The sequence below is a fragment of the Ornithinimicrobium avium genome (assembly GCF_003351765.1).
Classification (GTDB): Bacteria; Actinomycetota; Actinomycetes; order Actinomycetales; family Dermatophilaceae; genus Ornithinicoccus; species Ornithinicoccus avius.
In genome coordinates, this window is the sequence record NZ_CP031229.1 from 3,233,361 (window position 1) to 3,256,831 (window position 23,471).

General features: G+C 73.4%; 26 protein-coding genes. 16 read left to right on the forward strand and 10 right to left on the reverse strand.

Annotated features, from left to right (window positions below):
• The first annotated feature begins 36 nt into the window (after positions 1 to 36).
• The gene (locus tag DV701_RS14790) at positions 37 to 417 is read left to right on the forward strand and encodes an ArsR/SmtB family transcription factor (RefSeq protein WP_114929345.1); all 381 of its coding nucleotides are present in this window, start codon (positions 37 to 39) and stop codon (positions 415 to 417) included.
• Positions 418 to 512: 95 nt separating this feature from the next.
• Here DV701_RS14790 and arsB read toward each other — a convergent pair whose 3' ends face one another.
• Positions 513 to 1,589 carry an ACR3 family arsenite efflux transporter gene (gene arsB, locus DV701_RS14795; RefSeq protein WP_228255059.1) on the reverse strand — a complete coding sequence of 359 codons (1,077 nt, stop codon included), beginning with the start codon at positions 1,587 to 1,589 and terminating at the stop codon, positions 513 to 515.
• Between the two features lie 128 nt (positions 1,590 to 1,717).
• Between arsB and hemL the strand changes: the two genes are divergently transcribed.
• From hemL to DV701_RS14830, 7 genes are read left to right on the forward strand one after another with little or no spacing between them, the layout of a single operon-like run.
• The gene (hemL, locus tag DV701_RS14800) at positions 1,718 to 3,055 is read left to right on the forward strand and encodes a glutamate-1-semialdehyde 2,1-aminomutase (protein WP_114929349.1); all 1,338 of its coding nucleotides are present in this window, start codon (positions 1,718 to 1,720) and stop codon (positions 3,053 to 3,055) included.
• A gap of 55 nt (positions 3,056 to 3,110) precedes the next feature.
• A complete protein-coding gene (locus tag DV701_RS14805) occupies positions 3,111 to 3,854 on the forward strand; it encodes a histidine phosphatase family protein (RefSeq protein ID WP_114929351.1) in 744 nt (247 codons plus the stop codon).
• Positions 3,851 to 4,453, forward strand: coding sequence for a TlpA family protein disulfide reductase (locus DV701_RS14810; protein WP_228255060.1), 603 nt, complete (start codon positions 3,851 to 3,853; stop codon positions 4,451 to 4,453). The genes DV701_RS14805 and DV701_RS14810 overlap by 4 nt, the downstream gene beginning before the upstream one ends.
• On the forward strand, positions 4,450 to 5,199 hold the full coding sequence (locus tag DV701_RS14815) for a cytochrome c biogenesis CcdA family protein (protein WP_114929353.1): 750 nt from the start codon (positions 4,450 to 4,452) through the stop codon (positions 5,197 to 5,199). The genes DV701_RS14810 and DV701_RS14815 overlap by 4 nt, the downstream gene beginning before the upstream one ends.
• A 1-nt stretch (position 5,200) precedes the next feature.
• Positions 5,201 to 6,874 (forward strand): cytochrome c biogenesis protein ResB, encoded by a 1,674-nt coding sequence (gene resB, locus DV701_RS14820; protein WP_114929355.1) that lies wholly within the window; start codon positions 5,201 to 5,203, stop codon positions 6,872 to 6,874.
• Positions 6,874 to 7,854, forward strand: coding sequence for a c-type cytochrome biogenesis protein CcsB (gene ccsB, locus DV701_RS14825; RefSeq protein ID WP_114929357.1), 981 nt, complete (start codon positions 6,874 to 6,876; stop codon positions 7,852 to 7,854). The genes resB and ccsB overlap by 1 nt, the downstream gene beginning before the upstream one ends.
• Positions 7,854 to 8,129: a DUF4229 domain-containing protein gene (locus tag DV701_RS14830; RefSeq protein WP_114929359.1), complete on the forward strand. Its 276-nt coding sequence runs from the start codon at positions 7,854 to 7,856 to the stop codon at positions 8,127 to 8,129. The genes ccsB and DV701_RS14830 overlap by 1 nt, the downstream gene beginning before the upstream one ends.
• A gap of 207 nt (positions 8,130 to 8,336) precedes the next feature.
• Here DV701_RS14830 and DV701_RS14835 read toward each other — a convergent pair whose 3' ends face one another.
• The 5 genes from DV701_RS14835 to DV701_RS14855 all read right to left on the reverse strand — a co-directional run bounded on the left by DV701_RS14835 (position 8,337) and on the right by DV701_RS14855 (position 12,310).
• Positions 8,337 to 9,221, reverse strand: coding sequence for a 1,4-dihydroxy-2-naphthoate polyprenyltransferase (locus DV701_RS14835; protein ID WP_114929361.1), 885 nt, complete (start codon positions 9,219 to 9,221; stop codon positions 8,337 to 8,339).
• Positions 9,222 to 9,233: 12 nt separating this feature from the next.
• Positions 9,234 to 9,506, reverse strand: a complete 273-nt coding sequence (locus tag DV701_RS14840) for a PLDc N-terminal domain-containing protein (RefSeq protein WP_114929363.1) — start codon at positions 9,504 to 9,506, stop codon at positions 9,234 to 9,236.
• Positions 9,507 to 9,573: 67 nt separating this feature from the next.
• Complete coding sequence (menE, locus tag DV701_RS14845) at positions 9,574 to 10,674, reverse strand: o-succinylbenzoate--CoA ligase (protein WP_228255061.1); 1,101 nt, start codon at positions 10,672 to 10,674, stop codon at positions 9,574 to 9,576.
• Positions 10,671 to 11,288, reverse strand: a complete 618-nt coding sequence (locus DV701_RS14850; protein WP_114929367.1) for a hypothetical protein — start codon at positions 11,286 to 11,288, stop codon at positions 10,671 to 10,673. The genes menE and DV701_RS14850 overlap by 4 nt, the downstream gene beginning before the upstream one ends.
• A gap of 80 nt (positions 11,289 to 11,368) precedes the next feature.
• The gene (locus tag DV701_RS14855) at positions 11,369 to 12,310 is read right to left on the reverse strand and encodes a 1,4-dihydroxy-2-naphthoyl-CoA synthase (protein ID WP_114931223.1); all 942 of its coding nucleotides are present in this window, start codon (positions 12,308 to 12,310) and stop codon (positions 11,369 to 11,371) included.
• A gap of 69 nt (positions 12,311 to 12,379) precedes the next feature.
• Between DV701_RS14855 and DV701_RS14860 the strand changes: the two genes are divergently transcribed.
• Positions 12,380 to 13,543, forward strand: a complete 1,164-nt coding sequence (locus tag DV701_RS14860; protein WP_114929369.1) for an ATP-binding protein — start codon at positions 12,380 to 12,382, stop codon at positions 13,541 to 13,543.
• A 2-nt stretch (positions 13,544 to 13,545) separates the two neighbouring features.
• Here DV701_RS14860 and DV701_RS14865 read toward each other — a convergent pair whose 3' ends face one another.
• The gene (locus DV701_RS14865; RefSeq protein ID WP_114929371.1) at positions 13,546 to 13,965 is read right to left on the reverse strand and encodes a VOC family protein; all 420 of its coding nucleotides are present in this window, start codon (positions 13,963 to 13,965) and stop codon (positions 13,546 to 13,548) included.
• A 244-nt stretch (positions 13,966 to 14,209) separates the two neighbouring features.
• Here DV701_RS14865 and DV701_RS14870 point away from each other — a divergent pair, with 244 nt between their 5' ends.
• Positions 14,210 to 15,220, forward strand: a complete 1,011-nt coding sequence (locus tag DV701_RS14870) for an o-succinylbenzoate synthase (protein ID WP_228255371.1) — start codon at positions 14,210 to 14,212, stop codon at positions 15,218 to 15,220.
• Between the two features lie 55 nt (positions 15,221 to 15,275).
• On the opposite strand, the gene DV701_RS14875 is transcribed toward DV701_RS14870, so the two are convergent.
• Positions 15,276 to 15,911: a hypothetical protein gene (locus DV701_RS14875; RefSeq protein ID WP_114929374.1), complete on the reverse strand. Its 636-nt coding sequence runs from the start codon at positions 15,909 to 15,911 to the stop codon at positions 15,276 to 15,278.
• A gap of 69 nt (positions 15,912 to 15,980) precedes the next feature.
• Positions 15,981 to 16,496: a MarR family winged helix-turn-helix transcriptional regulator gene (locus tag DV701_RS19270; RefSeq protein WP_324616594.1), complete on the reverse strand. Its 516-nt coding sequence runs from the start codon at positions 16,494 to 16,496 to the stop codon at positions 15,981 to 15,983.
• A gap of 113 nt (positions 16,497 to 16,609) precedes the next feature.
• Between DV701_RS19270 and DV701_RS14885 the strand changes: the two genes are divergently transcribed.
• The 3 genes from DV701_RS14885 to DV701_RS14895 all read left to right on the forward strand — a co-directional run bounded on the left by DV701_RS14885 (position 16,610) and on the right by DV701_RS14895 (position 19,772).
• Positions 16,610 to 18,484, forward strand: a complete 1,875-nt coding sequence (locus DV701_RS14885) for an ABC transporter ATP-binding protein (protein WP_114929376.1) — start codon at positions 16,610 to 16,612, stop codon at positions 18,482 to 18,484.
• A gap of 137 nt (positions 18,485 to 18,621) precedes the next feature.
• Positions 18,622 to 19,023, forward strand: coding sequence for a cold-shock protein (locus tag DV701_RS14890; protein WP_114929378.1), 402 nt, complete (start codon positions 18,622 to 18,624; stop codon positions 19,021 to 19,023).
• A 2-nt stretch (positions 19,024 to 19,025) separates the two neighbouring features.
• Entirely contained in the window at positions 19,026 to 19,772 is a 747-nt protein-coding gene (locus tag DV701_RS14895) for a DUF3027 domain-containing protein (RefSeq protein ID WP_114929380.1), read from the forward strand.
• Between the two features lie 40 nt (positions 19,773 to 19,812).
• Here the strand turns inward: DV701_RS14895 and DV701_RS14900 are convergent, their stop codons facing one another.
• Positions 19,813 to 20,073 carry a DUF2530 domain-containing protein gene (locus DV701_RS14900; protein WP_114929381.1) on the reverse strand — a complete coding sequence of 87 codons (261 nt, stop codon included), beginning with the start codon at positions 20,071 to 20,073 and terminating at the stop codon, positions 19,813 to 19,815.
• A gap of 18 nt (positions 20,074 to 20,091) precedes the next feature.
• Between DV701_RS14900 and DV701_RS14905 the strand changes: the two genes are divergently transcribed.
• From DV701_RS14905 to DV701_RS14915, 3 genes are all read left to right on the forward strand, one after another.
• Positions 20,092 to 21,552, forward strand: coding sequence for an NCS2 family permease (locus tag DV701_RS14905; RefSeq protein ID WP_114929383.1), 1,461 nt, complete (start codon positions 20,092 to 20,094; stop codon positions 21,550 to 21,552).
• A 111-nt stretch (positions 21,553 to 21,663) separates the two neighbouring features.
• Positions 21,664 to 22,086: a MarR family winged helix-turn-helix transcriptional regulator gene (locus tag DV701_RS14910; RefSeq protein ID WP_228255062.1), complete on the forward strand. Its 423-nt coding sequence runs from the start codon at positions 21,664 to 21,666 to the stop codon at positions 22,084 to 22,086.
• Complete coding sequence (locus DV701_RS14915; protein WP_202863551.1) at positions 22,083 to 23,378, forward strand: MFS transporter; 1,296 nt, start codon at positions 22,083 to 22,085, stop codon at positions 23,376 to 23,378. The genes DV701_RS14910 and DV701_RS14915 overlap by 4 nt, the downstream gene beginning before the upstream one ends.
• Positions 23,379 to 23,471 lie beyond the last annotated feature (93 nt).

Genomic DNA, 23,471 nt, shown 5'->3' on the forward strand with positions numbered 1-23,471 from the left:
TGGACGGTCGTCGATGCGCGGCGTAACCTGCTCGGAATGACCCAGGTCCGCGCGCATCCTGTCCCGGCAGGCCCGCAGGAGGAACTGTGCTGCGCGGGCTCGGAGTCCGAGCTGCTGCCCCGCGAGCAGGCCGAGGACCTGGCCGGGCTCTTCCGGGCGCTGGCGGACCCGACGAGGGTGCGGCTGCTGCAGTACCTGGCAGGTTCGCAGTCCGGCACCGCGTGCGCGTGCCATCTCCCTGACGCCCTCGGGATCACCCAACCGACCCTTTCCTTCCACACGGGCAAGCTGCGCCGCGCCGGACTGCTGGAGCGGGAGCGGCGCGGGAGGTGGGTGCACTACACGGTCCGTCCGGAGACGGTGGAGCGGCTGCGCGCCTTCCTGGAGCTGACGGGGCCACCTGCTCGGCAAGGGTGAGTGTCGTGGTCGCTCCAGCGACCACCACCCTCCACTGACGTGCACGTCAATCGCAGCGGCCGGCGTCGTGGACGTCGACGAGCAGGACGGCGGGCCTAGGCATCGGCACGGGCGGCCTCCTGGTGGGGGAAACGGTCGCGCAGGGCGAGGGAGACGTAGACGAGACCGACGAGGACCGGCACCTCGATGAGCGGGCCGACGACACCGGCCAGGGCCTGGCCGGAGGTGACGCCGAAGGTCGCGATGGCCACGGCGATCGCCAGCTCGAAGTTGTTGCCGGCCGCGGTGAAGGCGAGGGTGGTGGTGCGCTCGTACGACATACCCAGTCCCTTGCCGAGCAGGTAGCCCACGCCCCACATGAGGGCGAAGTAGACGAGTAGCGGCACCGCGATGCGGACCACGTCCAGCGGACGGGAGGTGATCTGCTCGCCCTGGAGGGCGAAGAGGATGACGATCGTGAAGAGCAGTCCGCGCAGCGCCCACGGCCCGACCACCGGCAGGAAGCGCTCCTCGTACCAGGTGCGACCCCTGGCCCGCTCGCCCCAGACGCGGGAGAGCCAGCCGGCGAGCAGCGGGACGCCGAGGAAGATCAGGACCGACTTGGCGATCTGCCACGCGGAGACGTCGAGGGCGGCCTGCTCCAGGCCGAGCCAGCCCGGCAGCACCGCGAGGTAGAACCAGCCGAGACCGGCGAAGGCGACCACCTGGAAGACCGAGTTGATCGCGACCAGCACGGCGGCGGCCTCGCGGTCGCCGCAGGCCAGGTCGTTCCAGATGATCACCATCGCGATGCAGCGGGCGAGGCCGACGATGATGAGGCCGGTGCGGTACTCCGGCAGGTCGGCCAGCAGGGCCCAGGCCAGCGCGAACATCACCGCGGGCCCGACCACCCAGTTGAGGACGAGGGAGCTGAGGAGCATCCGTCGGTCGCCGACCACGGTGTCGAGGCGGTCGTAGCGGACCTTGGCCAGGACGGGGTACATCATCACGAGCAGGCCGAGCGCGATCGGCAGCGAGACGCCGTCGACCTCCACGGCGCCGAGCGCCTCGCCCAGGCCTGGTACGAGACGCCCCAGGAGCAGCCCGGCGACCATCGCCACGCCGATCCAGACGGGCAGGTACGTGTCCGTCGTCGACAGGTGCACGCGCGCGGGGGCGGTGGGCTGGGGCACGCCAGCAGAGTACATCGACAGTCGTCGATGTCCGAAGGAGGAAACCCGGTGGCACCCGGGACACCGACCCTGGCCGTGGTGGCGGACGCTCGCGCAGGAGCCGGGCGTGAGCGTGTCAGGCTTGGCGCATGACGTCCGAGGGCACCCACGCACCGAACCCCCCCTACCCCGACACCGCGCCCGCCTCCGAGGAGCTGCTGCGCCGTGCCCGTGAGGTGATCCCCGGCGGGGTGAACTCCCCGGTGCGGGCCTACGGCTCCGTGGGCGGGACGCCGCGGTTCATGGTGCGCGGCGAGGGGCCCTGGATGTGGGACGCGGACGGACGGCGCTACGTCGACCTGGTCTGCTCGTGGGGGCCGATGATCCTCGGGCACGCGCACCCGGACGTGGCGCGGGCGGTCCGCCAGGCTGCGGCCGACGGCTTCTCCTTCGGGACGCCCAGCAGGCGCGAGGTGCTGCTCGCCGAGGAGATCGTGCGCCGGGTCCCGTCGCTGGAGCAGGTGCGCCTGGTCAACTCGGGCACCGAGGCGACGATGAGCGCGATCCGCCTGGCGCGCGGCGTCACGGGACGCTCGGCCGTGGTGAAGTTCGCCGGCTGCTACCACGGGCACGTCGACGCGCTCCTGGCCTCGGCCGGCTCGGGGGTGGCGACCTTCGGCCTGCCCGACAGCCCGGGCGTCCCGGCCAGCGCGGCGGGGGAGACGATCGTGCTGCCCTACAACGACCTGGCGGCCGTGGAGCAGGCGTTCGCCGAGCGCGGCCAGCAGATCGCCGCGGTCATCACCGAGGCGGCGCCGGGCAACATGGGCGTCGTCCCGCCGGCGCCCGGCTTCACCGAGGGGCTGCGGCGGATCACCGCCGAGCACGGTGCGCTGCTGGTCAGCGACGAGGTGATGACCGGCTTCCGGGCCTCGACCGCCGGCTGGCTCGGCCTCGAGGGCGTCCCGGCCTCCGGCGCGCCGGACCTGTTCACCTTCGGCAAGGTCATGGGCGGCGGCTTCCCGGCTGCGGCTTTCGGCGGCCGCGCCGAGGTCATGGCGATGCTCGCCCCGGAGGGGCCGGTCTACCAGGCGGGCACCCTGTCCGGGAACCCCGTCGCCTCCGCCGCGGGTCTGGCCACGCTCCAGGCCTGCACCCCGCAGGTCTACGCCCGGCTCGAGGAGGTCGCCGACGCGCTGACGACCGCGGTGAGGGACTCCTTCGGGCGGCACGGCATCGCCCACAGGGTGCAGCGGGTGGGCTCGATGTTCAGCGTCTTCTTCCGCGAGGGCGAGGTCCGCGACTATGACGACGCGCGGGAGCAGGACGCGCAGCGGTTCGGCCGGTTCTTCCACGCGATGCTGCGCCGTGGCGTCCACCTGCCGCCGAGCTGCTACGAGGTGTGGTTCGTCTCGGCGGCGCACGGTGACGACGCTGTCGAGACGACCGTCCGCGCGATCGAGGAGTCGGCGGCCGAGATCGCCTGAGCGGGTCGCGCAGGTGGTCAGGACCGTCTCAGGATCGCGTGGGAGAATCCGGGCCATGTCCGACCCTGCCCGCGAGCCTGACGCTGCCCGCGAGCGACCCCGGGGGGCGCCCGCGCACGAGGCCAGGACCCTGCCCGACGGGACGCCCGTGACCGTCGTGCACGTCGTGCGCCACGGCGAGGTGCACAACCCCGACGGCGTGCTCTACGGCCAGCTGCCCGGCTACCACCTCTCCGAGCGGGGTCGGGCGATGGCGCAGGCGGCCGCCGACTCGCTGGCCGAGCAGGACATCACCTACGTCGTCGCCTCCCCGCTGGAGCGGGCGCAGGAGACCGCGGCGCCGATCGCGGCCGCGCACCGGCTCTCCGTCGCGGTCGACGACCGGCTCACCGAGTCGGCCAACCACTTCCAGGGGCTGCAGGTGGGTCGGGGCGAGGGTGCCCTGTGGCGACGTCGGCACTGGAAGGCCTACACCAACCCCTTCACCCCCTCCTGGGGCGAGCCCTACGCCGAGATCGCGGCCCGGATGACCGAGGCGCTCGAGGTGGCCCGTGCCCGGGCCGAGGGCCACGAGGCGGTCATGGTCAGCCACCAGCTCCCGGTCTGGACGCTGCGCCGCTCCCTGGAGCGCACGCGGCTCTGGCACCACCCGCGTCGTCGCGAGTGCAGCCTGGCCTCGGTCACCAGCGTGACCTTCCACGGCACCGACCCGGTGGGCATCGACTACGCCGAGCCGGCCCGCCACCTGCTGGTCGGGGCGCTCGACGTGACCGGCGCCTCGGGGCGGACGATCCGGTGACGCCGGCACGCCGCATACCCCTGGTCGCCGCCACCGCGGCCGCCCTGCTGCTCGCCGGCTGCAGCGACCAGGGCTCTACGATCAACGACCAGATGCGCCAGGGCGACCAGAAGGGCTACGTCGCCGGCGACGGGACCGTCGAGGCGCTCGCGCCCGAGCAGCGGCAGACCCAGATCACCCTGACGGGCACCACCCTGGACGAGGAGGCCTGGAGCTCGGCGGACCACGTCGGCGAGGTCGTCGTCATCAACGTCTGGGGCTCTTGGTGCGGACCCTGCGTGGAGGAGACGCCCGAGCTCGTCGAGGTCGCCGCTGCCCTCGAGGAGGCGGGGGAGCCGGTGCGGTTCATCGGCGTCAACAGTCGCGACTCGGTGCAGAACGCCCAGGCCTTCCAGGACAAGTACGCCGTGCCCTACCCCTCCCTCCAGGACGACGGCGGGCGCACCCGCGCTCAGCTGGGCAGCCTGGCTGTCGCGACCCCCTCCACGATCCTGCTCGACCAGCAGGGCCGGGTCGCCGCGCGGGTCAACGGCCCCGTCGACGCCTCCACGCTGCGCGGCCTCGTCGACGACGTGCTCGCCCAGGGGGAGACCGGGTGAGCGAGCTGGTCCTCTCCGGCCCGCTCCTGCTGGCCGTCGCCGTCGCCGCGCTGGCCGGGCTGGTCTCCTTCGCCAGCCCCTGCGTGCTGCCGCTCGTCCCGGGCTTCCTCGGCTACGTCGGGGGTATGGCGCCCGCGCCCGGCCGCGCCGACGTCCGGGCGGGCCGGTGGCGCGTGGTCACCGGGACCCTGCTGTTCGTGGCCGGCTTCTCCGCCGTCTTCATCGCGATGAGCGTGGTCATCTCCTCCCTCGGGCTGGCCCTGGCGCAGCACCAGGGGCTGCTGCTGCGGCTCGGCGGCGCAGTCGTGGTCGCTCTCGGTCTGGTCATGCTCCTGCAGCCGACGGGCGGCGTGACGGTCCGCTGGCGGCCGGCCGCGGGGCTGGGCGGGGCACCGCTGCTCGGGGTCGTGTTCGGGCTGGGCTTCTCCGCCTGCACCGGCCCGGCGCTCGCGGCGATCCAGACGCTGGGCACCTCGATCCTGCCCGGTGACGGCGCGGTGGGGCGGGCGCTGGTGCTTGCCGTGGCCTACTGCGTGGGGCTGGGCCTGCCGTTCGTGCTCGTGGCCGCGGGCGTGGGACGGGTCTCCCGGGGCTCGCGCTGGCTGCGCGACCACTACCTGGTGGTGCAGCGCGTGGGTGGCGGCCTGCTCGTCGTCCTCGGCCTGCTCATGGTCCTGGGCGTGTGGGCCGAGGCGACCGCGTGGATCCAGTCCCGCCTGACCAGCTCCTTCACGACGGTGATCTGACATGGCCACGGAGACTCCCGCCCGGATCGAGCCGGACTACCCCAAGGACCGCACCAAGCTCGGTGGTCGTGGCGGCGGTGGCGGCAAGGGCGCGATCGGTCTCGTGGGCTGGCTGCGCTGGACGTGGCGGCAGCTGACCAGCATGCGCACCGCGCTGGCGCTGCTGCTCCTGCTCGCGGTCGCCGCGATCCCCGGCTCGATCTTCCCCCAGCGCGGCGTGGACCCCTCCCGGGTGCGCACCTACCTGGAGGAGCACCCGGACGCCGGGCCGTGGCTGGACCGGGTCGGTATGTTCGACGTCTACGCCTCGCCGTGGTTCGCCTCGATCTACCTGCTGCTGATGATCAGCCTGGTCGGCTGCGTGCTGCCGCGGCTGCGCCTGCACCTGCAGGCGATGCGCGCCCAGCCGCCCCGCACGCCGTCCCGGCTGACGAGGATGCCCTCGCGCGCCGAGGCCGTGCTCGACGCCCCGGCGGGGGACGTGGTGGCCGCAGCCCGGGCCGAGCTGGTCCGGCGCCGCTACCGGGTCCGGGCCGAGGAGGAGGGGGCGCTGGTCGTCTCCGCCGAGAAGGGCTACCTGAAGGAGACCGGCAACCTGCTCTTCCACCTGGCGATCCTCGGGGTGATCGTCTCGGTGGCGGTGGGCCACCTCTTCGGCTGGCGCGGCGAGATCATCCTCAAGGAGGGGGAGACCTTCACCACGGGCGCGGCCAGCTTCGACACGCTCAACCTCGGCCCGCTCGTGAACCCGGACGACCTGCCGGTGTTCTCGCTGCGACTGGACGACCTGGACGTGCAGTTCGAGCACGAGGCGCAGGGCGCCCAGTTCGGCCAGCCGCGGGTCTTCGCCGGGGACGCCACGGTCCAGCGCGGCGCGGACGCGCCGGAGACGAGGGCCTTCGCCGTCAACAAGCCGCTGCACGTGGCCGGCACCTCGGTCTTCCTCCTCGGCAACGGCTACGCACCGGTGGTCACGGTGCGGGACGCCGGGGGCAAGATCCTCTTCAGCGACGCGGTGACCTTCCTGCCGCAGGACAACAACTACTCCTCCCAGGGCGTGATCAAGGTCCCGGCGGCCTCGCCGGGCCTAGGTTTTGTCGGCGGCTTCCTGCCGACCCTGGAGTTCGTCGAGGGACTCGGCCCGACCTCATCCTTCCCCGGTCTGGTCGCGCCCGCGCTGGTGCTCACCGCCTTCGAGGGAGACCTGTTCCCCGAGGGGCGGGCGCAGTCGGTCTTCTCGATCGAGACGGATTCGATGACCCAGCTGCAGCAGGAGGGCGGCGAGCCGCTGCGCCTCCTGCTCGAGCCGGGCGACGTGCTCGAGCTGCCCGACGACCGCGGCACCATCGAGATGGAGTCGGTGATCCGCTGGGGCGGGCTGCTGGTCCGGCACGACCCCGGGCGCACCCCGGCCCTCCTCTTCGCCGGTCTGGCGCTGCTCGGGCTCGTGCTCACGCTCGGCGTGCGGCGCCGCCGGGTCTTCGTGCGCGTGGCACCGGCCGGCCCCTCCGGCGCCCAGGAGCACCCGGGCGACGCCGCGCTGCATACTGGAGTGACCGTCGCCGGACTGCCCAAGGGCACCGACCCCGGCCTGGACGACCTCGTCGACCAGGTTCTCGCACGGACCGTGGCCGCCTCCGGCGGGCGCGTGGTGACAGACAAGGACGACACCTGATGACCGACCCGACCCTCGCAGCCGCCTCCGACTACCTGATCTGGGGCGCGATCATCGTGCTGGCGCTGGCGATGCTGGCGTTCTCGCTGCACCTGGCGCTGACCGGCACCGCCCGCCAGAGCCGCGCGGAGAGCAGGGTCCTGGTGGGTGCCGGCGCCGGGTCGCCCGAGGCGGCCCGGGAGGCGGACGTCCCGCCCTCGACGCCCGGAGGGTCCGCGAGCGACCCCGCTCCTTCGCGGCGCTGGGGCGTGATCGGGCTGCAGCTGACCTGGCTGGCGACCTTCGCGGTCGTCGGCGGCACCGCCCTGCGGGCGCTGTCCGTCTCGCGCGCCCCGCTGGGCAACATGTACGAGTTCTCGCTCATGGCCTCCGCGTTCGCGCTGGTGATCTACTCCGTCTGGAGCCTGCGCAAGGACCGGCTGTGGCTGGGCGCCTTCGTCGTGCTGCCCGTGCTCGTCATCCTGGGCGCCGCCCGGCTGTGGTGGTACACCGAGGCGTCCCAGCTGATGCCCGCCCTGGACAACATCTGGCTGGTCATCCACGTGACCGTCGCCACCCTGTCCGTCGGCCTCTTCACCATCGGTGCCGCGCTCGCCACGGCCTACCTGCTCAAGGACCGGGCCGAGTCCCGCGGTGACGTGCGAGGGTGGCTGGCCGCCCTGCCGACCGGCCAGGCGCTGGAGCGGATGACCTACGGGATCCACATCTTCGCCTTCCCGCTGTGGACCTTCGCGCTGATGTCCGGCGCGATCTGGGCCGAGCAGGCGTGGGGCCGCTACTGGGGCTGGGACCCCAAGGAGACCTGGACCTTCGTGATCTGGGTCGTGTACGCCGCCTACCTGCACGCCCGCGCGACCACCGGTTGGTCGGCGCGCCGCTCGACGTGGGTGGCGATCGCCGGCTTCGTCTGCATCATCCTCAACTACACGGTGGTCAACCTGCTCATCACCGGCCTGCACAGCTACTCCGGGGTGGCGTAGTGGTCGCCTTCCGCTACTCCGTGATGAGGGTGATGGTCTTCGCCTTCTTCTTCGCGCTGCTGCTGCTGCTCAAGATGGACCTGTTGCCCGCGGCCGTGGTCGCCGCGCTGGCCTCGATGGTGGTCTCCTACTTCCTGCTCGCCCGGGACCGTGAGGCGATCGCCTCCGGCATCGAGCGGCGGGTGGGTGGTCGCGTCACGCGCAAGCGCCGGGAGAGCGGGCTGGACCACTCGGCCGAGGAGGACGAGGACGCCGAGGCGGACGGGCGGGCCTGAGCGGGGCCGGGGCGTCGGGCGGTCGACCGAACCCCTGCACTCGCCCCGGTTGCGTCGGCGGTCAGCGCGGGGTGTCGACCGAACCCCTGCACTCGCCCCGGTTGCGTCGGCGGTGAGCGCGGGGAGCCGACCGAACCCCTGCACTCGCCCCGGTTGCGTCGGCGGTCGGTGGTCAGCGGGTCTGAGCGCCGGGCCGGGCCTCGACGCTCAGCCCACGAGCGGCGCGAGCGCCAGCCCGATCGTCAGCGCGACCGCGTAGCCCAGCTGGAGGACGCCGGTCCGGGCCAGCGCCGGCAGCAGCTCCCGGCCGACCGCGTCGCTGCGCACGACGCGCAGCGGGCCCAGCGCCAGCGGAGCGGCGAGCAGACCGACGAGCGCGGTGGGGTGGGCCACGGCCGCGACGAGCACCATGACGAACGCCCCGACGACCAGCCAGGTGTAGAGCTCCCTGGTGCGGGCGAAGCCGAGCCGCACGGCCAGGGTGCGCTTGCCGGCTGCCCTGTCGCCCTCGAGGTCGCGCAGGTTGTTGGTCACCAGGATCGCGCAGGCCAGCGCGCCGCAGCCGACGGCGCCGGCGACGGAGGCGAGGTCGAGTCGGTGCGCCTGGGTCCAGGTGGTGCCGAGCACCGCGAACAGCCCGAAGAAGAGGAAGACCATGACCTCGCCCAGCCCCCGGTAGCCGTAGGGCCGCGACCCGCCGGTGTAGTTCCAGGCGGCCCACACCGCGGTGGCGCCCACGAGCAGGAGCGCCCAGGTCTCGGACAGGGCCACCAGGGCCAGGCCCAGCACGCACGCCGCGAAGAAGCACGCGAAGGCCGCCGCCTTGACGGTGCCCGGGTCCGCGAGCCGCTGACCGACCAGCCGGACCGGTCCGACCCGGTCCTCGTCGGTGCCGCGGATCCCGTCGGAGTAGTCGTTGGCGAAGTTGACGCCGACCTGGAGGCCGAGGGCCACGAGCAGCGCGAGCAGGGCCAGGGCGAGGTCGGAGCTGCCGAGGGCGTGCGCGGAAGCCGTCCCCACCAGGACGGGGGCGACGGCGGCCGGGAGCGTGCGGGGGCGCGCCCCCTCGGTCCACTGGGCGAGGGTTGCCACGTAGGGGGTCCTTTACAGGCGCTTGAGGAAGTCCGGGTCGTCGTCGGGGCCGACCGGGCCCTGCGGCCCGCCCCCGCCGCGCGGGCCGAGGAGGGTCTCCAGGATGCTGGTCGGCCGGCCCGCGACGAGCCAGGCCGCGCCTCCCACCAGCGGGAAGAGCAGGATCATCACCAGCCAGAGCAGCTTGGGGACGCCGCGCACCTGCTCATCCTCGGTCTGCACCGCGTCGACGACGCAGTAGATCGTGAAGGCGAGCACCGCGACCGCGGCGAGCACGCGTGGCACGAGCCTCTCCTCCTGGTTGTGGGGACTGACCCCCCATTCTGCCACCGCGACCTGGGTGGTCGTGCCCTCAGCCCTCCCCGAGCAGCTCGCGGGCGGCGGCCCGGTCGGGCTTGCCCGACTCCAGCAGGGGTAGGGAGTCGCGCCAGACCACCTGCCGGGGCACCGCGTGCCGGGGCAGTCCGGGCGAGAGGGAGCGCCGCAGCCGGTCCGTGGGCAGCGGCTGCCCGGACGGGACGAGGAGCGCGGCGACCCGATGACCCCACTCCGGGTCGGCGACGCCGACGACGAGCGCGTCGCTCACCCCCGGCAGCCGGCGCAGCGCGGTCTCGACGTCGCGGGGCTCCACCTTGTGACCGCCGGTGACGATGACGTCGTCGAGGCGGCCGAGGACGGTGAGGCGACCTGCGCGCCATACCCCGCGGTCGTCGGTGCGGAACCAGCGGGTCCCGTCCGCGTCGGTGCGGAAACGCTCGGCGGTGAGGTCCGGCCGGTCGGCGTAGCCCTCGGCGAGGACCGGCCCGCCGAGGCTGACCCGACCGTCCTCCTCGACCCGCACCCGGACGTCGCGCAGCGGGGCCCCGTCGTAGACGCAGCCGCCGCTGGTCTCGCTCATCCCGTAGGTGGTGACGACGCGCGCGCCGGCCTCGCGCGCGCGCCCGAGCAGGCCGGCGTCCGCCGCCGCCCCGCCGAGCAGGACCGCGTCGATCTCCTGCAGCGCCCGGGTGCCCGCGGCGTGGTCGAGGAGACGGGCGAGCTGGGTGGGCACGAGCGAGACGAGCCGCAGCGGCGCCGACGTGGACGGGGTACCGAGCCGGTCGACAGCGCGGGCGAACGCCTCGGCGGTGAAGGGTGCGCCAGGCTCGAGCGCCACCGGGTCGGTGCCGGCCAGCGCCGAACGGGCGAGGACCTGCAGGCCGGCGACGTGGTGGGTGGGCAGCGCGAGCACCCAGCGGCCGTGGCCGCCGAGGAGCGCGGCGGTGGCCTCGCCGGAGGCGCGCAGCGCGGCGCCGGGCAGGCGGACGCGCTTGGGGGTGCCGGAGGAGCCCGAGGTGGCGAGGGTCACCGCGCGGGGGGCGTGCGGCGAGGCGTCCAGGAGCCCGCGCAGGTCTGGGGCCAGGTCGTCCCAGGTGGCGCCGGGCGGGACCGCGAGGTCGCCAACGCCGCTCACTGCTCGGTCGGGGCGGCGAAGGAGTTGTCGAGGTCGACGTACCACTCGCCGTCGATCTGCTTCAGCGTGATCGTCGTCCGGCCCATCGGCTCGGCGAACTCCTCGGCGTAGTTGTCGCCGTCGACGACCGCGGTGTCGCCGTCGACGTCGGCGCCGGTGATCTGCAGGCCCTGCAGCGCGGCGGCCGCCGCGGGGTCCAGGCCCTGCGCCTCGGTCTCGGCCTTGAGCACCTCGGGCAGCAGCTCGACGCACATCTCGTGGTCGGCCTTGACCGCGGTCATCGGGCGCTCGATGTCGGTGAAGGACAGGAGGTAGTCGCAGGCCCGCGGGTCCGCGTCGACCATCGCCAGGAGGAACTCCTTGGCGACGTCGGCCGCCGCCTGGCCCTCCTCGCCACCCTCGACCTCGCCCCCGGCGTCGGGGTCCGCGGTGCTCGACGTCTCGTCGGAGGTCTCCTCGACCGCGTCCGTCGGGGCGGTCGGGGCGGGGGCGCCGGTGCTCGCCGGTGCGTCGCCGGGCGCGGTGCTCGGCGTGGTCCCGGGGTCCTCGTCGCCGGAGCACCCGGCCAGCACGAGGGCGCTGACCGCGAGGGCGGTCGTCAGGGCGCGTCGCATGGTGTCCTCCCCTTGCCTCAGGTGCGCGTCGTCGCCCCAGTGTCGCACGTCGGGTGCGGACGGCCGGGACCACGAAGAGGTCAGAAGTACCAGGGGAACGGGCTCCAGTCGGGGGAGCGCTTCTCCAGGAACGCCTCCTTGCCCTCGACCGCCTCGTCGGTCATGTAGGCCAGCCGCGTCGCCTCCCCGGCGAACACCTGCTGGCCCATCAGTCCGTCGTCGGCGAGGTTGAAGGCGAACTTGAGCATCCGCTGCGCGGTCGGGCTCTTGCCGAGGATCTCGCGGGCGACCTGGATCGACTCCGTCTCCAGCTCGGCGTGGTCGGCCACGAGGTTGACCGCGCCCATCCGGTGCATCGCCTCGGCGTCGTAGGCGCGGCCGAGGAAGAAGATCTCGCGGGCGAACTTCTGCCCGACCTGCTTGGCGAGGTAGGCCGAGCCGTAGCCGGCGTCGAAGCTGCCCACGTCGGCGTCGGTCTGCTTGAAACGCGCGTGCTCGCGCGAGGCGATCGTCAGGTCGCAGACGACGTGCAGGCTGTGCCCGCCGCCGGCCGCCCAGCCGTTGACCACGGCGATGACGACCTTGGGCATCGTGCGGATGAGGCGCTGGACCTCCAGGATGTGCAGCCGCCCGCCCTCGGCCCTGACCCGTGCCTCGTCGACCCCGGCCGCGGTGTCGTCGCCGGTGCCGTCTGCGGCGTACTGGTAGCCGCTGCGCCCCCGGATCCGCTGGTCGCCTCCGGAGCAGAACGCCCAGCCGCCGTCCTTGAGGGAGGGGCCGTTGCCGGTGAGCAGGACGACGCCGACGTCGGGGGTCATCCGGGCGTGGTCGAGGGTGCGGTAGAGCTCGTCGACGGTCCCGGGGCGGAAGGCGTTGCGGACCTCGGGCCGGTCGAAGGCGATGCGCACGCAGCCCAGCTCGACGTGCCGGTGGTAGGTGATGTCGACCAGGCCCTCGAAGCCGGCGACCTCCTGCCACTGCGTCGGGTCGAACGGGCCCTGCGTCTGGGGTGTGTCGGTCACGCCGCACACACTAGTAGAGAGTCCGGATAGGTTTGGATACCTATCCAGAAGTATCCGAAAGAGGTATCGGTGGCCGAGCCCAACCCCTACGCACCGGGCGACATCCCGCGCTTCCTCGCCGGCCGCGACAACGAGCTCGCCCGCATCGAGGTGGTCCTCGACCGCGTCGCCGACGGTGGGCCGGCAGGGGCACCGCTCGCCTTCGTCGCCCCGCGCGGGCTGGGCAAGACCTCGCTCCTGCGCTCCGCCGAGGATCTCGCGCTGCCCAAGGGGTATGCCGTCGCGTGGCTACCGTGCGTCAAGGGCCAGCCCGTCCTCGCCGACCTCGTCTCCGCGGTGGAGCGCGGGCTCGACCAGGTCGACATCACCCCCGGCACGGCCCTGCCCCGCTGGGAGTCGCTGCGCCTGGAGGTCGGAGGGCACGGGCTGAGGGCGAGCAGCGAGTGGGTCCGGCGCAAGGAGGACGAGACCTCGCCGGGCAGGGTGCTGGCCACCCAGGACCTGCTGCGTTCGGCGTCGCGGACCGTGCGCGGGCGTGGCGGGGCGGGGCTGCTCCTGTGCCTCGACGAGCTGCACGCGCCCGCCCTGGGTGAGACCGGCGTCCTGCTCAACGCCCTGCAGGCGCTCGCCCACGAGCGCGACCTCAACCCGCTCGTGGTCCTCGGCGCCGGCCTGCCGTCCACGCCCGGACACCTCACCTCGGCGGCCACCTTCGCCGAGCGGTGGGAGTATGCCGAGCTGCCGGCGCTCGACGCCGGTGCCTCCGCGCGGGCCCTGGTGGAGCCGGCCGCGGACGCCGAGGTCCGCTGGTCGGCCGCGGGCCTGGGCCTGGCCGAGAGCTACGCCAACGGATACCCCTACCTGCTCCAGCTCGTGGGGGCCGCGGCCTGGGACGTCGCGCAGCCGTCCCGTGGGGAGGAGATCAGGGCACCGCATACCGAGGAGGGGTGGCAGGTCGCGCAGGCGAGGCTGCGGACCCTCTTCCAGGGCCGGTGGGACGCGGCGACGGCCGGGGAGCAGGCGTTCCTCACGGCGATGGCGGCGGCGGGCGTCCCGTCGGTGCCGCGCGCGACCGTGGCCGCGGCGCTCGGCGTGCCGACCAGCTCGATCAGCCAGACCCGCGCCAGCCTGATCAACAAGGGCATCATCGCCCGCGCCGGCCACGGGCAGCTGGAGTTCACGCTGCCGGGGTTCGCCGAGCACGTGCGGGAGGTGACCGGCGAGGGCGGCTGAGGTCAGCGGTCGCGGCTGGACAGCACGCAGAACTCGTTCCCCTCGGGGTCGGCGAGCACCGTCCAGGTGACCTCGGACTCGTCCTGACCCACGTCGACCCGCGAGGCGCCCATGCCCAGCAGCCGCTGGATCTCGGCGTCGCGGTCCTGGGAGGTGTGCGGCGCGAGGTCGATGTGCAGGCGGTTCTTGACGGTCTTGTCCTCGGGGACAGGGACGAAGACCAGGCCCTGCCCGCGGCGCATCCAGTCCTCGAGCGTGGCGGCCGGGCCGGCCTCGTGCTCGTCGAGGGCCTGCTTCGGGACGATGACCGCCTCGTCGGGCGTGTCGTAGACGCTGACCCAGCCGAGCACCTCCGCCCACCAGCGCGCCTGCGCCTGGGGGGCCTTGGAGTCGACGACGACCGTGTACCACTTGAGTGCCATGGGTCCAGCCTGCCCGGGGGCGGAGCCGGGCGCAGCCCCCCCCGGGCCTCGCTGCGGACCGGAGGTGTCCGCGAGCGTGCCCGAGCGGCTCCGCGCCGTTGCCCAGCGTGGTGCCGCTACACGGTCGCGGCCCTGGTCGAGATCGCCCGACTGCGGTGGACCCCCAGGTGGCCACAGATTGATGCCGGGCACCAGGCAGGGTGGTCGGCGGAGGTCCTACGCTCCAGACGTGCCCCCGTCCCCGCTGCGCCCCCACCTGTCCGACCTGCTCGCCGCCGCCCACGTCGTCACCCTGCCGATGCGGCTGCGCTTCCGCGGGGTGACCGAGCGGGAGGCGGTCCTCATCCAGGGCCCGCGCGGGTGGGCGGAGTGGGCGCCGTTCCCTGAGTATGACGATCGCGACGCCGCGCGCTGGCTCGCCGCCGCGGTGGAGCTCGGGTGGGGGGAGGTCCCGCCGCCGGTGCGCGCCGAGGTCGGGGTGAACGCCACCGTCCCCGCGCTCGCGGCCGCCCGGGTGGAGAGCGTGCTGGCCCGCTACGACCTCGCTGCGGACCCCGCCCGCCGCACCGCCAAGGTCAAGGTCGCCGAGAAGGGCCAGGTGCTGGCCGACGACGTCGCCCGCGTCACCGAGGTCCGCCGCGTCCTGGGGCCGCTGGCTCGCATCCGCGTGGACGCCAACGGCGCCTGGTCGGTCGACGAGGCCGTCGAGGCGCTGACCGCGCTCGCCCCGCTCCACCTCGAGTACGCCGAGCAGCCCTGCACGGCCGTCGAGGAGCTCGCCGAGCTCCGGGTCCGCCTCGCCCGGGCCGGTGTCGACGTCCCCGTCGCCGCCGACGAGTCGATCCGCCGGGCCGAGGACCCGCTCCGCGTCGCCCGCGAGCACGCCGCCGACCTCGTCGTGGTCAAGGTCGCCCCGCTCGGCGGCGTCGCGCGCGCCCTGGAGATCGTCGATGCCTGCGGGCTGCCGGCCGTCGTGTCCTCTGCCCTGGACACCTCGGTCGGGCTCGCCGCCGGTGTCCGCCTGGCCGCCGCGCTCCCGCAGCTCGACCACGACTGCGGCCTGGGGACCGCCGCCCTCCTCGCCGCCGACGTCGTGCCGGACCCCCTCCTCCCGCTGGCCGGCACGCTGACGACGGACCGGGCCGACGCCGCCCGGCAGGCGGTGGACCCCGGCCGCCTCACGGCATACCGGAGCAGCGCGGAGCGCGAGGCGTGGTGGCGCCAGCGCCTCACCCGCGCGCACGCGCTCCTGTGACCTGAACCACGGCGACGGTGAGGTCTGCTTCTGCGGCCAGTCCAGGAGGGTCCGGTCAGGGCGTGCCGGCCGTCTCGCCGTCGAGGTCCATCACGCCGCGGGGGAACATCGGCGGAGTGCGCTCGGCGGCCCAGGCCATCAGCGCGTGGAACGCCTCGGTGTCCTGGACCTCGATACCGTTCCCGCGGAGGACCTCGTGCGCGCGCCGACCACGGGCGATCCACAGCCGCGTGGTGATCCCGTCGTAGACGGTGTGGGTCGGCATCGGCGTGTCCACGTCGAAGAAGTCGGCCGCATCGATCAGGTCGAGCAGCTCGGCCTCCTCCTGCTCGGACAGCCGCCAGCTGTCGGTCTCGTAGGCGGTGTAGCCGCCGCCGATGCCCCCCTGGACGCTGTAGTGCAGGCGCACCTCCGTGTCCGGGTACGGCTCGGGCCGGCGCATCCGCCGCACGTTGCCGTGCTCGTCGGCGCGCCAGGTGAAGCCGTCGTGCAGCCGGATCAGGTAGCCGGGGGTGACGGCCTCGGCGCAGGCCTCGCCGTCCTCCGGCAGGCCCAGGCAACCGTCGGGCCACTGCGCGGCCTCCACGCCGAGGACGCGCACGCCTTCGACCGGGACGCGGAGCAGTCCGGCGGTGCGGGTCAGTGCCTCGGTGAGCGCTGCGAGGAGCGGGTGGGTGAGGTTCTCGGACACGGTGATCTCCCTCTTCGTCGTGGACCGTGCTGGTCACCGTATGGAGCGGCTCGCCCGGGGCTGGATACGTCAGGTCTGCAGGAGCGTCTCCAGCAGGCGGCGCAGCTCGGCCCGGTCGGCGGGGGCGAGGGCCGCCACTGCCTCGTCGGCGGCCGCCCGACGCCGGTCCCGTGCTGCTGCGACGGCGCGCCACCCCTCGTCGGTGAGCCTGAGGAGCACGGCGCGACGGTCGGTCGGGTCTGGGGAGCGGGTCAGCAGCCGGGCCGACTCGAGGGCGTCGGCGACCTCGGTCGCCGAGCGGGGAGCGATGCCCAGATGGTCGGCCAGGTGCGAGATGCGGACGCCGGGGCTGGGGAGGCGCTCCCCGTGCCGGGAGTGCTCGGCGGAGCCGTCCTGCTGCGTGCGGCGCGCGAGCCGGGCGAGAGCCAGCAGGCCGCGTTCCTGGTGCGGCGACAGCCCGTGGCCGGTCCCGGCCGTCCCGACCGACCTCCAGCGGCGGGCCAGACGCATGAGCAGGTCCACCTCGGACAGGTCTGCGACGTGGGCCGAGGGGGCGCCGGCCGGAGGGCGGGGCGCGGACGTCATACCGGCATCGTAGCGAGGGTCGGAAATAAAGAGGCAACCTCAGTAGTTGAGGGAGGTGGCACAGACTTCCGGGCCGGCTCCAGACGGCCGGCTCCAGACGAGAGGAGAAGCGCTTGGACGACTTCTCGACACCGACCCCCGGCCACGGGGGACGTGGACGCGGCTCCGCCGGCGCCCGCCGCGACCCCAGGGACACCGCCCAGCTCGCGGCCCACCCGGTGAGCGGCAGCCGGGTCCTGGCCCTCTTCGCCTCGCACCGCTGGACCATCACCGCGGTGCTCGCGCTCATCATCACCAGCTCGGCCCTCGGGCTGGTCAGCCCGTTCCTGGTCCGCGAGATCGTCGACGTGGCGATCCCCCAGCAGGACGTGCGCCTGCTGCTGATCCTGGTCGGCGCCATGGTCGGCGCGGCCGTCGTCGGCGCGGTGCTGGGCGTCCTGCAGACCTGGCTGAGCACCGCCATGGGCCAGCGGATCATGCACGAGCTGCGCACGGCGCTGTTCACCCACCTGCAGCGCCAGCCGCTCTCCTTCTTCACCCGCACCCGCTCCGGCGAGGTGCAGTCACGCCTGACCCACGACGTCTCCGGGCTCCAGGGAGTGGTCACCTCGACCGCGACCTCGCTCGCCGGGAACGTCGCCACCGTCATCGGCACCCTCGTCGCGATGGTCGCGATGAGCCCGACCCTGGCGCTGCTCTCCCTCGTCGTCATCCCGCCGGCCGTGATCGTGACCAGGTCCGTGGCCCGCCTGCGCCGCGACGCGACCGACAAGCGGCAGAAGGCGCTCGCCGGACTGCACGGGCAGGTCGAGGAGTCGCTGTCGGTCAGCGGCGCCCGGCTGAGCAAGACGCTCGGTGCGGGGGAGCAGCTGGCCGACCGCTTCCACGGCTCCAGCGAGGGGCTGCTCGACCTCGAGGTCGCCGCGCAGATCGCCGGCCGCTGGCGGCAGGCGACGATGGGCATCGTCTTCGCGGTCGTCCCCGCGGCGCTCTACCTGGTCGCCGGGCTGCCGGTCACCGGCGCCGGCATCTCGATCGGCACCCTGATGGCGTTCACCGCCCTCCAGGCCGGCATCTTCCGGCCGGTCATGGGGCTGCTCTCGGTCGGCGTCTCGGTGACGGCGTCGATGGCGCTGTTCAGCCGGATCTTCGAGTACCTCGACCTGCCCGTCGAGGTCGCCGAGCCCGACCCCGCGACGGCGCGTCACCTCGACCCGGCGGCGGCGCGCGGCGAGCTGCGGCTGGAGGGCGTGAGCTACCGCCACCCCGGCGGTGACAGCGACGCGCTCAGCGGCGTCGACCTGACCGTCCCCGCGGGTGCCACCGTCGCCCTCGTCGGCCACACCGGTTCCGGCAAGTCGACCCTGGCCTCGCTGCTCACCCGCCTCGACGACCCGACCCGGGGCCGCGTGACCCTCGACGGCATCGACCTGCGCGACCTGCCCGCACCGGAGCGCGCGGCCGTGGTCGGGGTGGTCTCCCAGGAGACCTACCTGCTGCACGCCACGATTCGGGAGAACCTGCGCTTCGCCAACCCGGACGCGACCGAGGCCCAGATCGAGCAGGCGGCCCGCGACGCCCAGATCCACGAGCTCATCGCCTCGCTGCCGGACGGCTACGACACCGTCGTCGGCGCACGTGGACACCGCTTCTCCGGCGGGGAGCAGCAACGGCTGGCCCTGGCCCGCACACTCCTGCGCGATCCGCTCGTGCTCGTCCTCGACGAGGCCACCAGCGCGCTGGACACCCGCACCGAGGCTGCCATCCAGGAGGCCCTGGACCGGGTCGGCCGGGACCGCACCGTCCTGACCATCGCCCACCGGCTGTCCACCGTGCGCAACGCGGACCTCGTCGTCGTCCTCGAGCAGGGCCGCATCGTGGAGAAGGGCAGCCACGAGGAGCTGCTCGAGCTGGACGGCCGGTATGCCGCGCTCGTCGCCGCCGGGACGACAGCCGCCGACGCCCGGGAGGTGGCGCTGGCCGCCTGAGTCCGCCCGCCGCGCAGAAGCGGTCGGGCGGAGCGTGCCCCCGCCTCGGGAAGAACGCGTTAGGTAGCGTCCCGGCGGGGCGATATCCTGCGGGGAGCACGTTTTTCCCACCCCCCATCACCACGCGAGGTGCCCCCGTGCCGACCGGCAAGGTCAGGTTCTACGACGAGGACAAGGGCTTCGGCTTCCTGTCCAGCGACGAGGGACAGGACGTCTACGTCCCGCGCTCGGCGCTGCCCGAGGGCGTCGGCGCGCTCAAGCGCGGGACGCGGGTGGAGTTCGACATCGCCGCGGGCCGTCGTGGCGACCAGGCGCTGCACGTGCGGCTGCTCGAGCCGGCCCCGTCGGTGGAGCGCGGGCTGACCCTGCGCGACCGCAAGCCGGCCGAGGACATGGTCGTCGTGCTCGAGGACCTCATCGCGCTGCTCGACGGCGCCTCCACCTCGCTGCGCAAGGGGCACTACCCCGAGCGCCGCCAGGGCGCGGCGATGGCCAAGGCCCTGCGCGCGGTGGCCGACCAGTTCGAGGCGGGCAGCTGAGCATGGCCGCGCCCAAGCCCGACAACGTCCTGACCTCCGCCGTGGAGGTGGCCCGCGCGGCCGCTGCGGAGATCGCCGAGCCCGGCACCGTCGGCGACCACCTCGGGGTGGTCATGGAGGACGACCGCGTCGCCACCCACAGCTTCGCCTGCACCGCCGGCGCCTACCCGGGCTGGCGCTGGGCAGTCACGCTCTCCCGCGTCCCCCGCGCCCGCACCGCGACGGTCAGCGAGGTGCACCTGCTCCCCGGCGAGGGCGCGCTGCTCTCCCCGGACTGGGTGCCCTACGCCGAGCGGCTCGCGCCCGGCGACATCGGCGCCGACGACCGCACCCCCTACGTCGAGGAGGACCCCTTCCTCGAGCCGGGCGCCGAGGCCACCGGGGAGGAGGACGTCGACCAGGTCGCCCTCTGGGAGCTGGGCCTCGGACGCCCGCGCGTGCTCTCCGCCGAGGGCCGCGAGGCCGCCGCGACCCGCTGGTTCGACGGCGAGCACGGACCGGCCAGCGAGACCGCACGCAAGGCTCCCGCGCCCTGCTCGACCTGCGGCTTCTTCATCCCGATGGCCGGCGCGCTGCGCTCGGTCTTCGGGGTGTGCGCCAACCCCTGGTCGCCTGCCGACGGCTCGGTCGTCGCCCTGGGCTTCGGCTGCGGGGCGCACAGCGAGATCGACGTCGAGCGCCGTCCCCCGGAGCGGGTGGACCCCCCGGTCCTGGACGACCAGGCCGAGATCGAGTTCATGGAGCGCTGACGCACACCTCCTGAGGCCCGGAGCCGGCTGGGCGACGGGGTCAGTCGGCGAACCGCGCGTTGCCCCGACCCCGGCGCAGGTAGCCGTAGCCGAGCACGCCCCCGACCGCCCCGGCGACCGGCACCCACACCCACCACGAGCGGTCGCCGGCGCGCAGCGGGGGAGCCAGCAGCAGCACCACGAGCACCGCCAGCCAGGCGAGGGTCCCCCACAGCACGAGCGTGGTCGTGCGCACCCCGGGGTCGGGCACCTCGACGTCGTCAGGACTCGCCGGGCGGCGCGGGGCGGCGGGGTCGGTCATCCCACTACGCTAGCGCGCATGTCAGTCACCGCCCCCTCCCGCAGCGACTCTGCGCTCGACCGCTACTTCAAGATCTCGCAGCGTGGCTCGACGCTCGGCCGCGAGATCCGCGGTGGTCTGGCCACGTTCTTCACGATGGCCTACATCGTCGTCCTCAACCCGCTCATCATCGGGACCGTCCCGGACGGCACCGGCGAGCTGCTCGCCGGCGGCGACCTCGGCGTCATCGCCGCCTGCACGGCGCTCGTCGCCGGCGTGATGACGATCCTGATGGGCGCGGTGGCCAACTACCCGCTCGCCCTGGCCACCGGCCTGGGACTGAACGCCTTCGTCGCCTACGGGGTGGCCAGCCTCGACGGCATGACCTGGGCCGACGCCATGGGACTGGTCGTCCTCGAGGGCCTCATCATCCTCGTGCTGGTGCTCACCGGCTTCCGGGAGGCGGTCTTCAGGGCCATCCCCGCCCAGCTGAAGACGGCGATCAGCGTGGGCATCGGCCTGTTCATCACCCTCGTCGGCCTCGTCGACGCGGGCATCGTGCGCAAGCCGGCCGGCGGTCCGGTCCCGGTCGAGCTCGGCGTCGGCGGCTTCCTCGCCGGCTGGCCGATGCTGGTCTTCGTCGTCGGGCTGTTCCTGATCGCCGCCCTGCTCACCCTGCGCGTCCAGGGCGCGATCCTCTACGGGATCATCACCGCCACCGTGCTGGCAGTGATCGTGGAGGCGTTCGCCAAGGTCGGCCCGCAGACGCCCGACGGCGCCAACCCGACCGGCTGGGGCCTGAACGCCCCCTCGCTGCCCGACTCGATCGTGCGCGTGCCCGACTTCGGCCTGCTCGGCCACTTCGACCTGCTGGGCTCGTTCACCTCGATCGGGGTCACCGCCGTCGTCCTGCTCGTCTTCACCCTCATGCTCGCCGACTTCTTCGACACGATGGGCACGATGGTCGCGGTGGGTGCCGAGGCCGGTCTGCTCGACGAGGACGGCAACCCGCCCAACACCCGCGCGATCCTCGTCGTCGACTCCATCGCCGCCGCGGCCGGCGGTGCCGCGGGCATCAGCAGCAACACCTCCTACATCGAGTCCACCGCGGGCGTCGGGGAGGGCGCGCGCACCGGACTGGCCTCGGTGGTCACCGGCGTGCTCTTCCTGCTGGCGACCTTCTTCACCCCGCTGGTCGAGGTGGTCCCGCACGAGGCGGCCACCCCCGCGCTCGTGATCGTCGGCTTCCTGATGATGCAGCAGGTCACCGGCATCGACTGGGACGACCTGGAGATCGCCATCCCGGCGTTCCTCACGATCGTCGTCATGCCGTTCACGTACTCGATCACCGCCGGCATCGGCGTCGGCTTCGTCGGCTACGTCCTGCTCAAGGTGGTGCGCGGCAGGGCCGGGGCCGTCCACCCGCTGATGTGGATCGTCGCGGTGCTCTTCCTCGCCTACTTCGGCATCGACCCGATCCGCACCTGGCTCGGCGTCTGAGCGCACCAGCACGCCCTACCTCGACCGGCCCGTCCCCGAGCACGCGGGGACGGGCCGGTCCGCGTCCCCGCGTCGATAGTTAGCCTAGGTAATGAGATAACCTGACCATTCGTGCCGCACTCCTCCGTCCCAGCTCTGGCCCACCGGTTGCGCATCGTCTGCATGAGGGTGGCGCGACGGGTCCGCTACGAGGCCGAGAACACCATCGCGCCGCACCTGTTCAGCGTCCTGGTCCGGCTCTCCGAGCAGCCCCGTACGGTCGGCGAGCTCGCCCAGATCGAGCAGGTGAGCGCGCCGAGCATGAGCCGCACGGTGACCCAGCTGGTCGATTCGGGGTATGTCGTGCGCTCGCCCGACGAGCACGACGGTCGGGTGGTGCGTCTCACCCTCTCCGACGAGGGTCAGGAGAGGGTGCGCGTCGAGCGCGCCCATCGGGACGCCTGGATGACCAAGCGTCTGGAGGACCTCAGTGCGGAGGACCGCGAGCTGCTGCGCCGCGCCGCCGACCTCATCGAGGCGCTGGCGGCCCGATGAGCACGGTGTTCAGCGCGCTGAAGGTGCGCAACTACCGCATCTACGCCACCGGCGCCCTCATCTCCAACGTCGGCACCTGGATGGGCAGGGTCGCCCAGGACTGGGTGGTCCTGACCGAGCTGACAGACCACTCCGCCTCCGCGCTCGGCATCGTCACCGGGCTGCAGTTCCTGCCCGTCGTGCTGCTCACCCCGGTCGCCGGGGCGCTGAGCGACGCCTTCTCCAAGCGCAAGGTCATGATGGTCAGCCAGTCGCTGATGGCGGTCTTCGCCCTGACCATGGCCGTGTGGGTGATGTCGGGGCACATGCAGCTGTGGCACATGTACCTGCTCGCGCTGCTCTCCGGGTGCGCCGCCGCCATCGACGCCCCCGCGCGCCAGGCCTTCGTCTCCGAGATGGTGCCGCCGGACCGGCTGACCAACGCTGTCGGCCTCAACAGCGCCTCCTTCCACTTCGGCAGGCTGATGGGCCCCGGCACGGCGGGCCTGCTCATCGCCCTCGTCGGCACCGGGCCCACCCTCGTGGTCAACTCCCTCACCTTCGTCGCGGTCATCGTCGCGCTCGCCGTCATGGACCCGACCAGGCTCGAACCCCGGCCGGACCGGACCGGCAAGGGCCGGCCCAAGGTGAGGGAGGGTATCGCCTACGTGCGTCGCCGCCCCGACATCATCCTCATCCTCGTCGTGGCCTTCATGCACGGCACCTTCGGGATGAACTTCCAGATCACCAACGCGCTGATGGCCACCGAGATCTTCGGCAAGGGGGTGGAGGAGTACGGCATCACCGGGTCGATCATGGCGATCGGCTCCCTCGGCGGCGCGCTCATGGCCGCCCGCCGCGAGCGGCCGAGGTGGCGGCTGCTGCTGGGCTCGCTGGCCGCCTTCTCCTTCGTCACGCTCTTCCTCGCGCTCGCGCCGACGTTCACGATCTACACGATCCTGCTCGTGCCGACCGGGCTCACCGCGCTCACCGTCATGGTCAGCGCCAACGCCATGGTGCAGCTCTCGGTGGACCCGGCGGTCCGCGGTCGGGTGATGGCGCTCTACATGGCGGTCTTCTTCGGCGGCACCCCGATCGGATCGCCCGTCATCGGCTGGGTCGGCGAGGTCTTCGGTGCGCGCTGGACGGTGCTGATCGGCACCATCGCGTGCGGTCTGACCGCCGTCGCTGCGATCATCTACCTGATGAAGCACGACAACCTGCGGCTGCGCCTGCGCGCGAGCTGGCTGCGCCCCGTCTACCTGCAGCGGGGTCGGGCGCTGACCGAGCCGCTGCCGGAGAAGGTGAACTGATGACCCCACGCACCCGCCGCATCATCGTGCTGGTCGCGCTCGCCGCGCTGATCCTCACGCCCGTCCTTGCCACGGTCCTCTGACCGTGGGCGA

Coding starts and splice junctions, on each gene's coding strand:
- resB (WP_114929355.1), top strand. CDS start 5,201: ATGGCCACGGAGACTCCCGCCCGGATCGAGCCGGACTACCCCAAGGAC.
- DV701_RS14895 (WP_114929380.1), top strand. CDS start 19,026: ATGGCCGCGCCCAAGCCCGACAACGTCCTGACCTCCGCCGTGGAGGTG.
- DV701_RS14790 (WP_114929345.1), top strand. CDS start 37: ATGACCCAGGTCCGCGCGCATCCTGTCCCGGCAGGCCCGCAGGAGGAA.
- hemL (WP_114929349.1), top strand. CDS start 1,718: ATGACGTCCGAGGGCACCCACGCACCGAACCCCCCCTACCCCGACACC.
- ccsB (WP_114929357.1), top strand. CDS start 6,874: ATGACCGACCCGACCCTCGCAGCCGCCTCCGACTACCTGATCTGGGGC.
- DV701_RS19270 (WP_324616594.1), bottom strand. CDS start 16,496: ATGACGTCCGCGCCCCGCCCTCCGGCCGGCGCCCCCTCGGCCCACGTC.
- DV701_RS14900 (WP_114929381.1), bottom strand. CDS start 20,073: ATGACCGACCCCGCCGCCCCGCGCCGCCCGGCGAGTCCTGACGACGTC.
- DV701_RS14850 (WP_114929367.1), bottom strand. CDS start 11,288: ATGCGACGCGCCCTGACGACCGCCCTCGCGGTCAGCGCCCTCGTGCTG.
- DV701_RS14805 (WP_114929351.1), top strand. CDS start 3,111: ATGTCCGACCCTGCCCGCGAGCCTGACGCTGCCCGCGAGCGACCCCGG.
- DV701_RS14865 (WP_114929371.1), bottom strand. CDS start 13,965: ATGGCACTCAAGTGGTACACGGTCGTCGTCGACTCCAAGGCCCCCCAG.
- DV701_RS14905 (WP_114929383.1), top strand. CDS start 20,092: ATGTCAGTCACCGCCCCCTCCCGCAGCGACTCTGCGCTCGACCGCTAC.
- DV701_RS14915 (WP_202863551.1), top strand. CDS start 22,083: ATGAGCACGGTGTTCAGCGCGCTGAAGGTGCGCAACTACCGCATCTAC.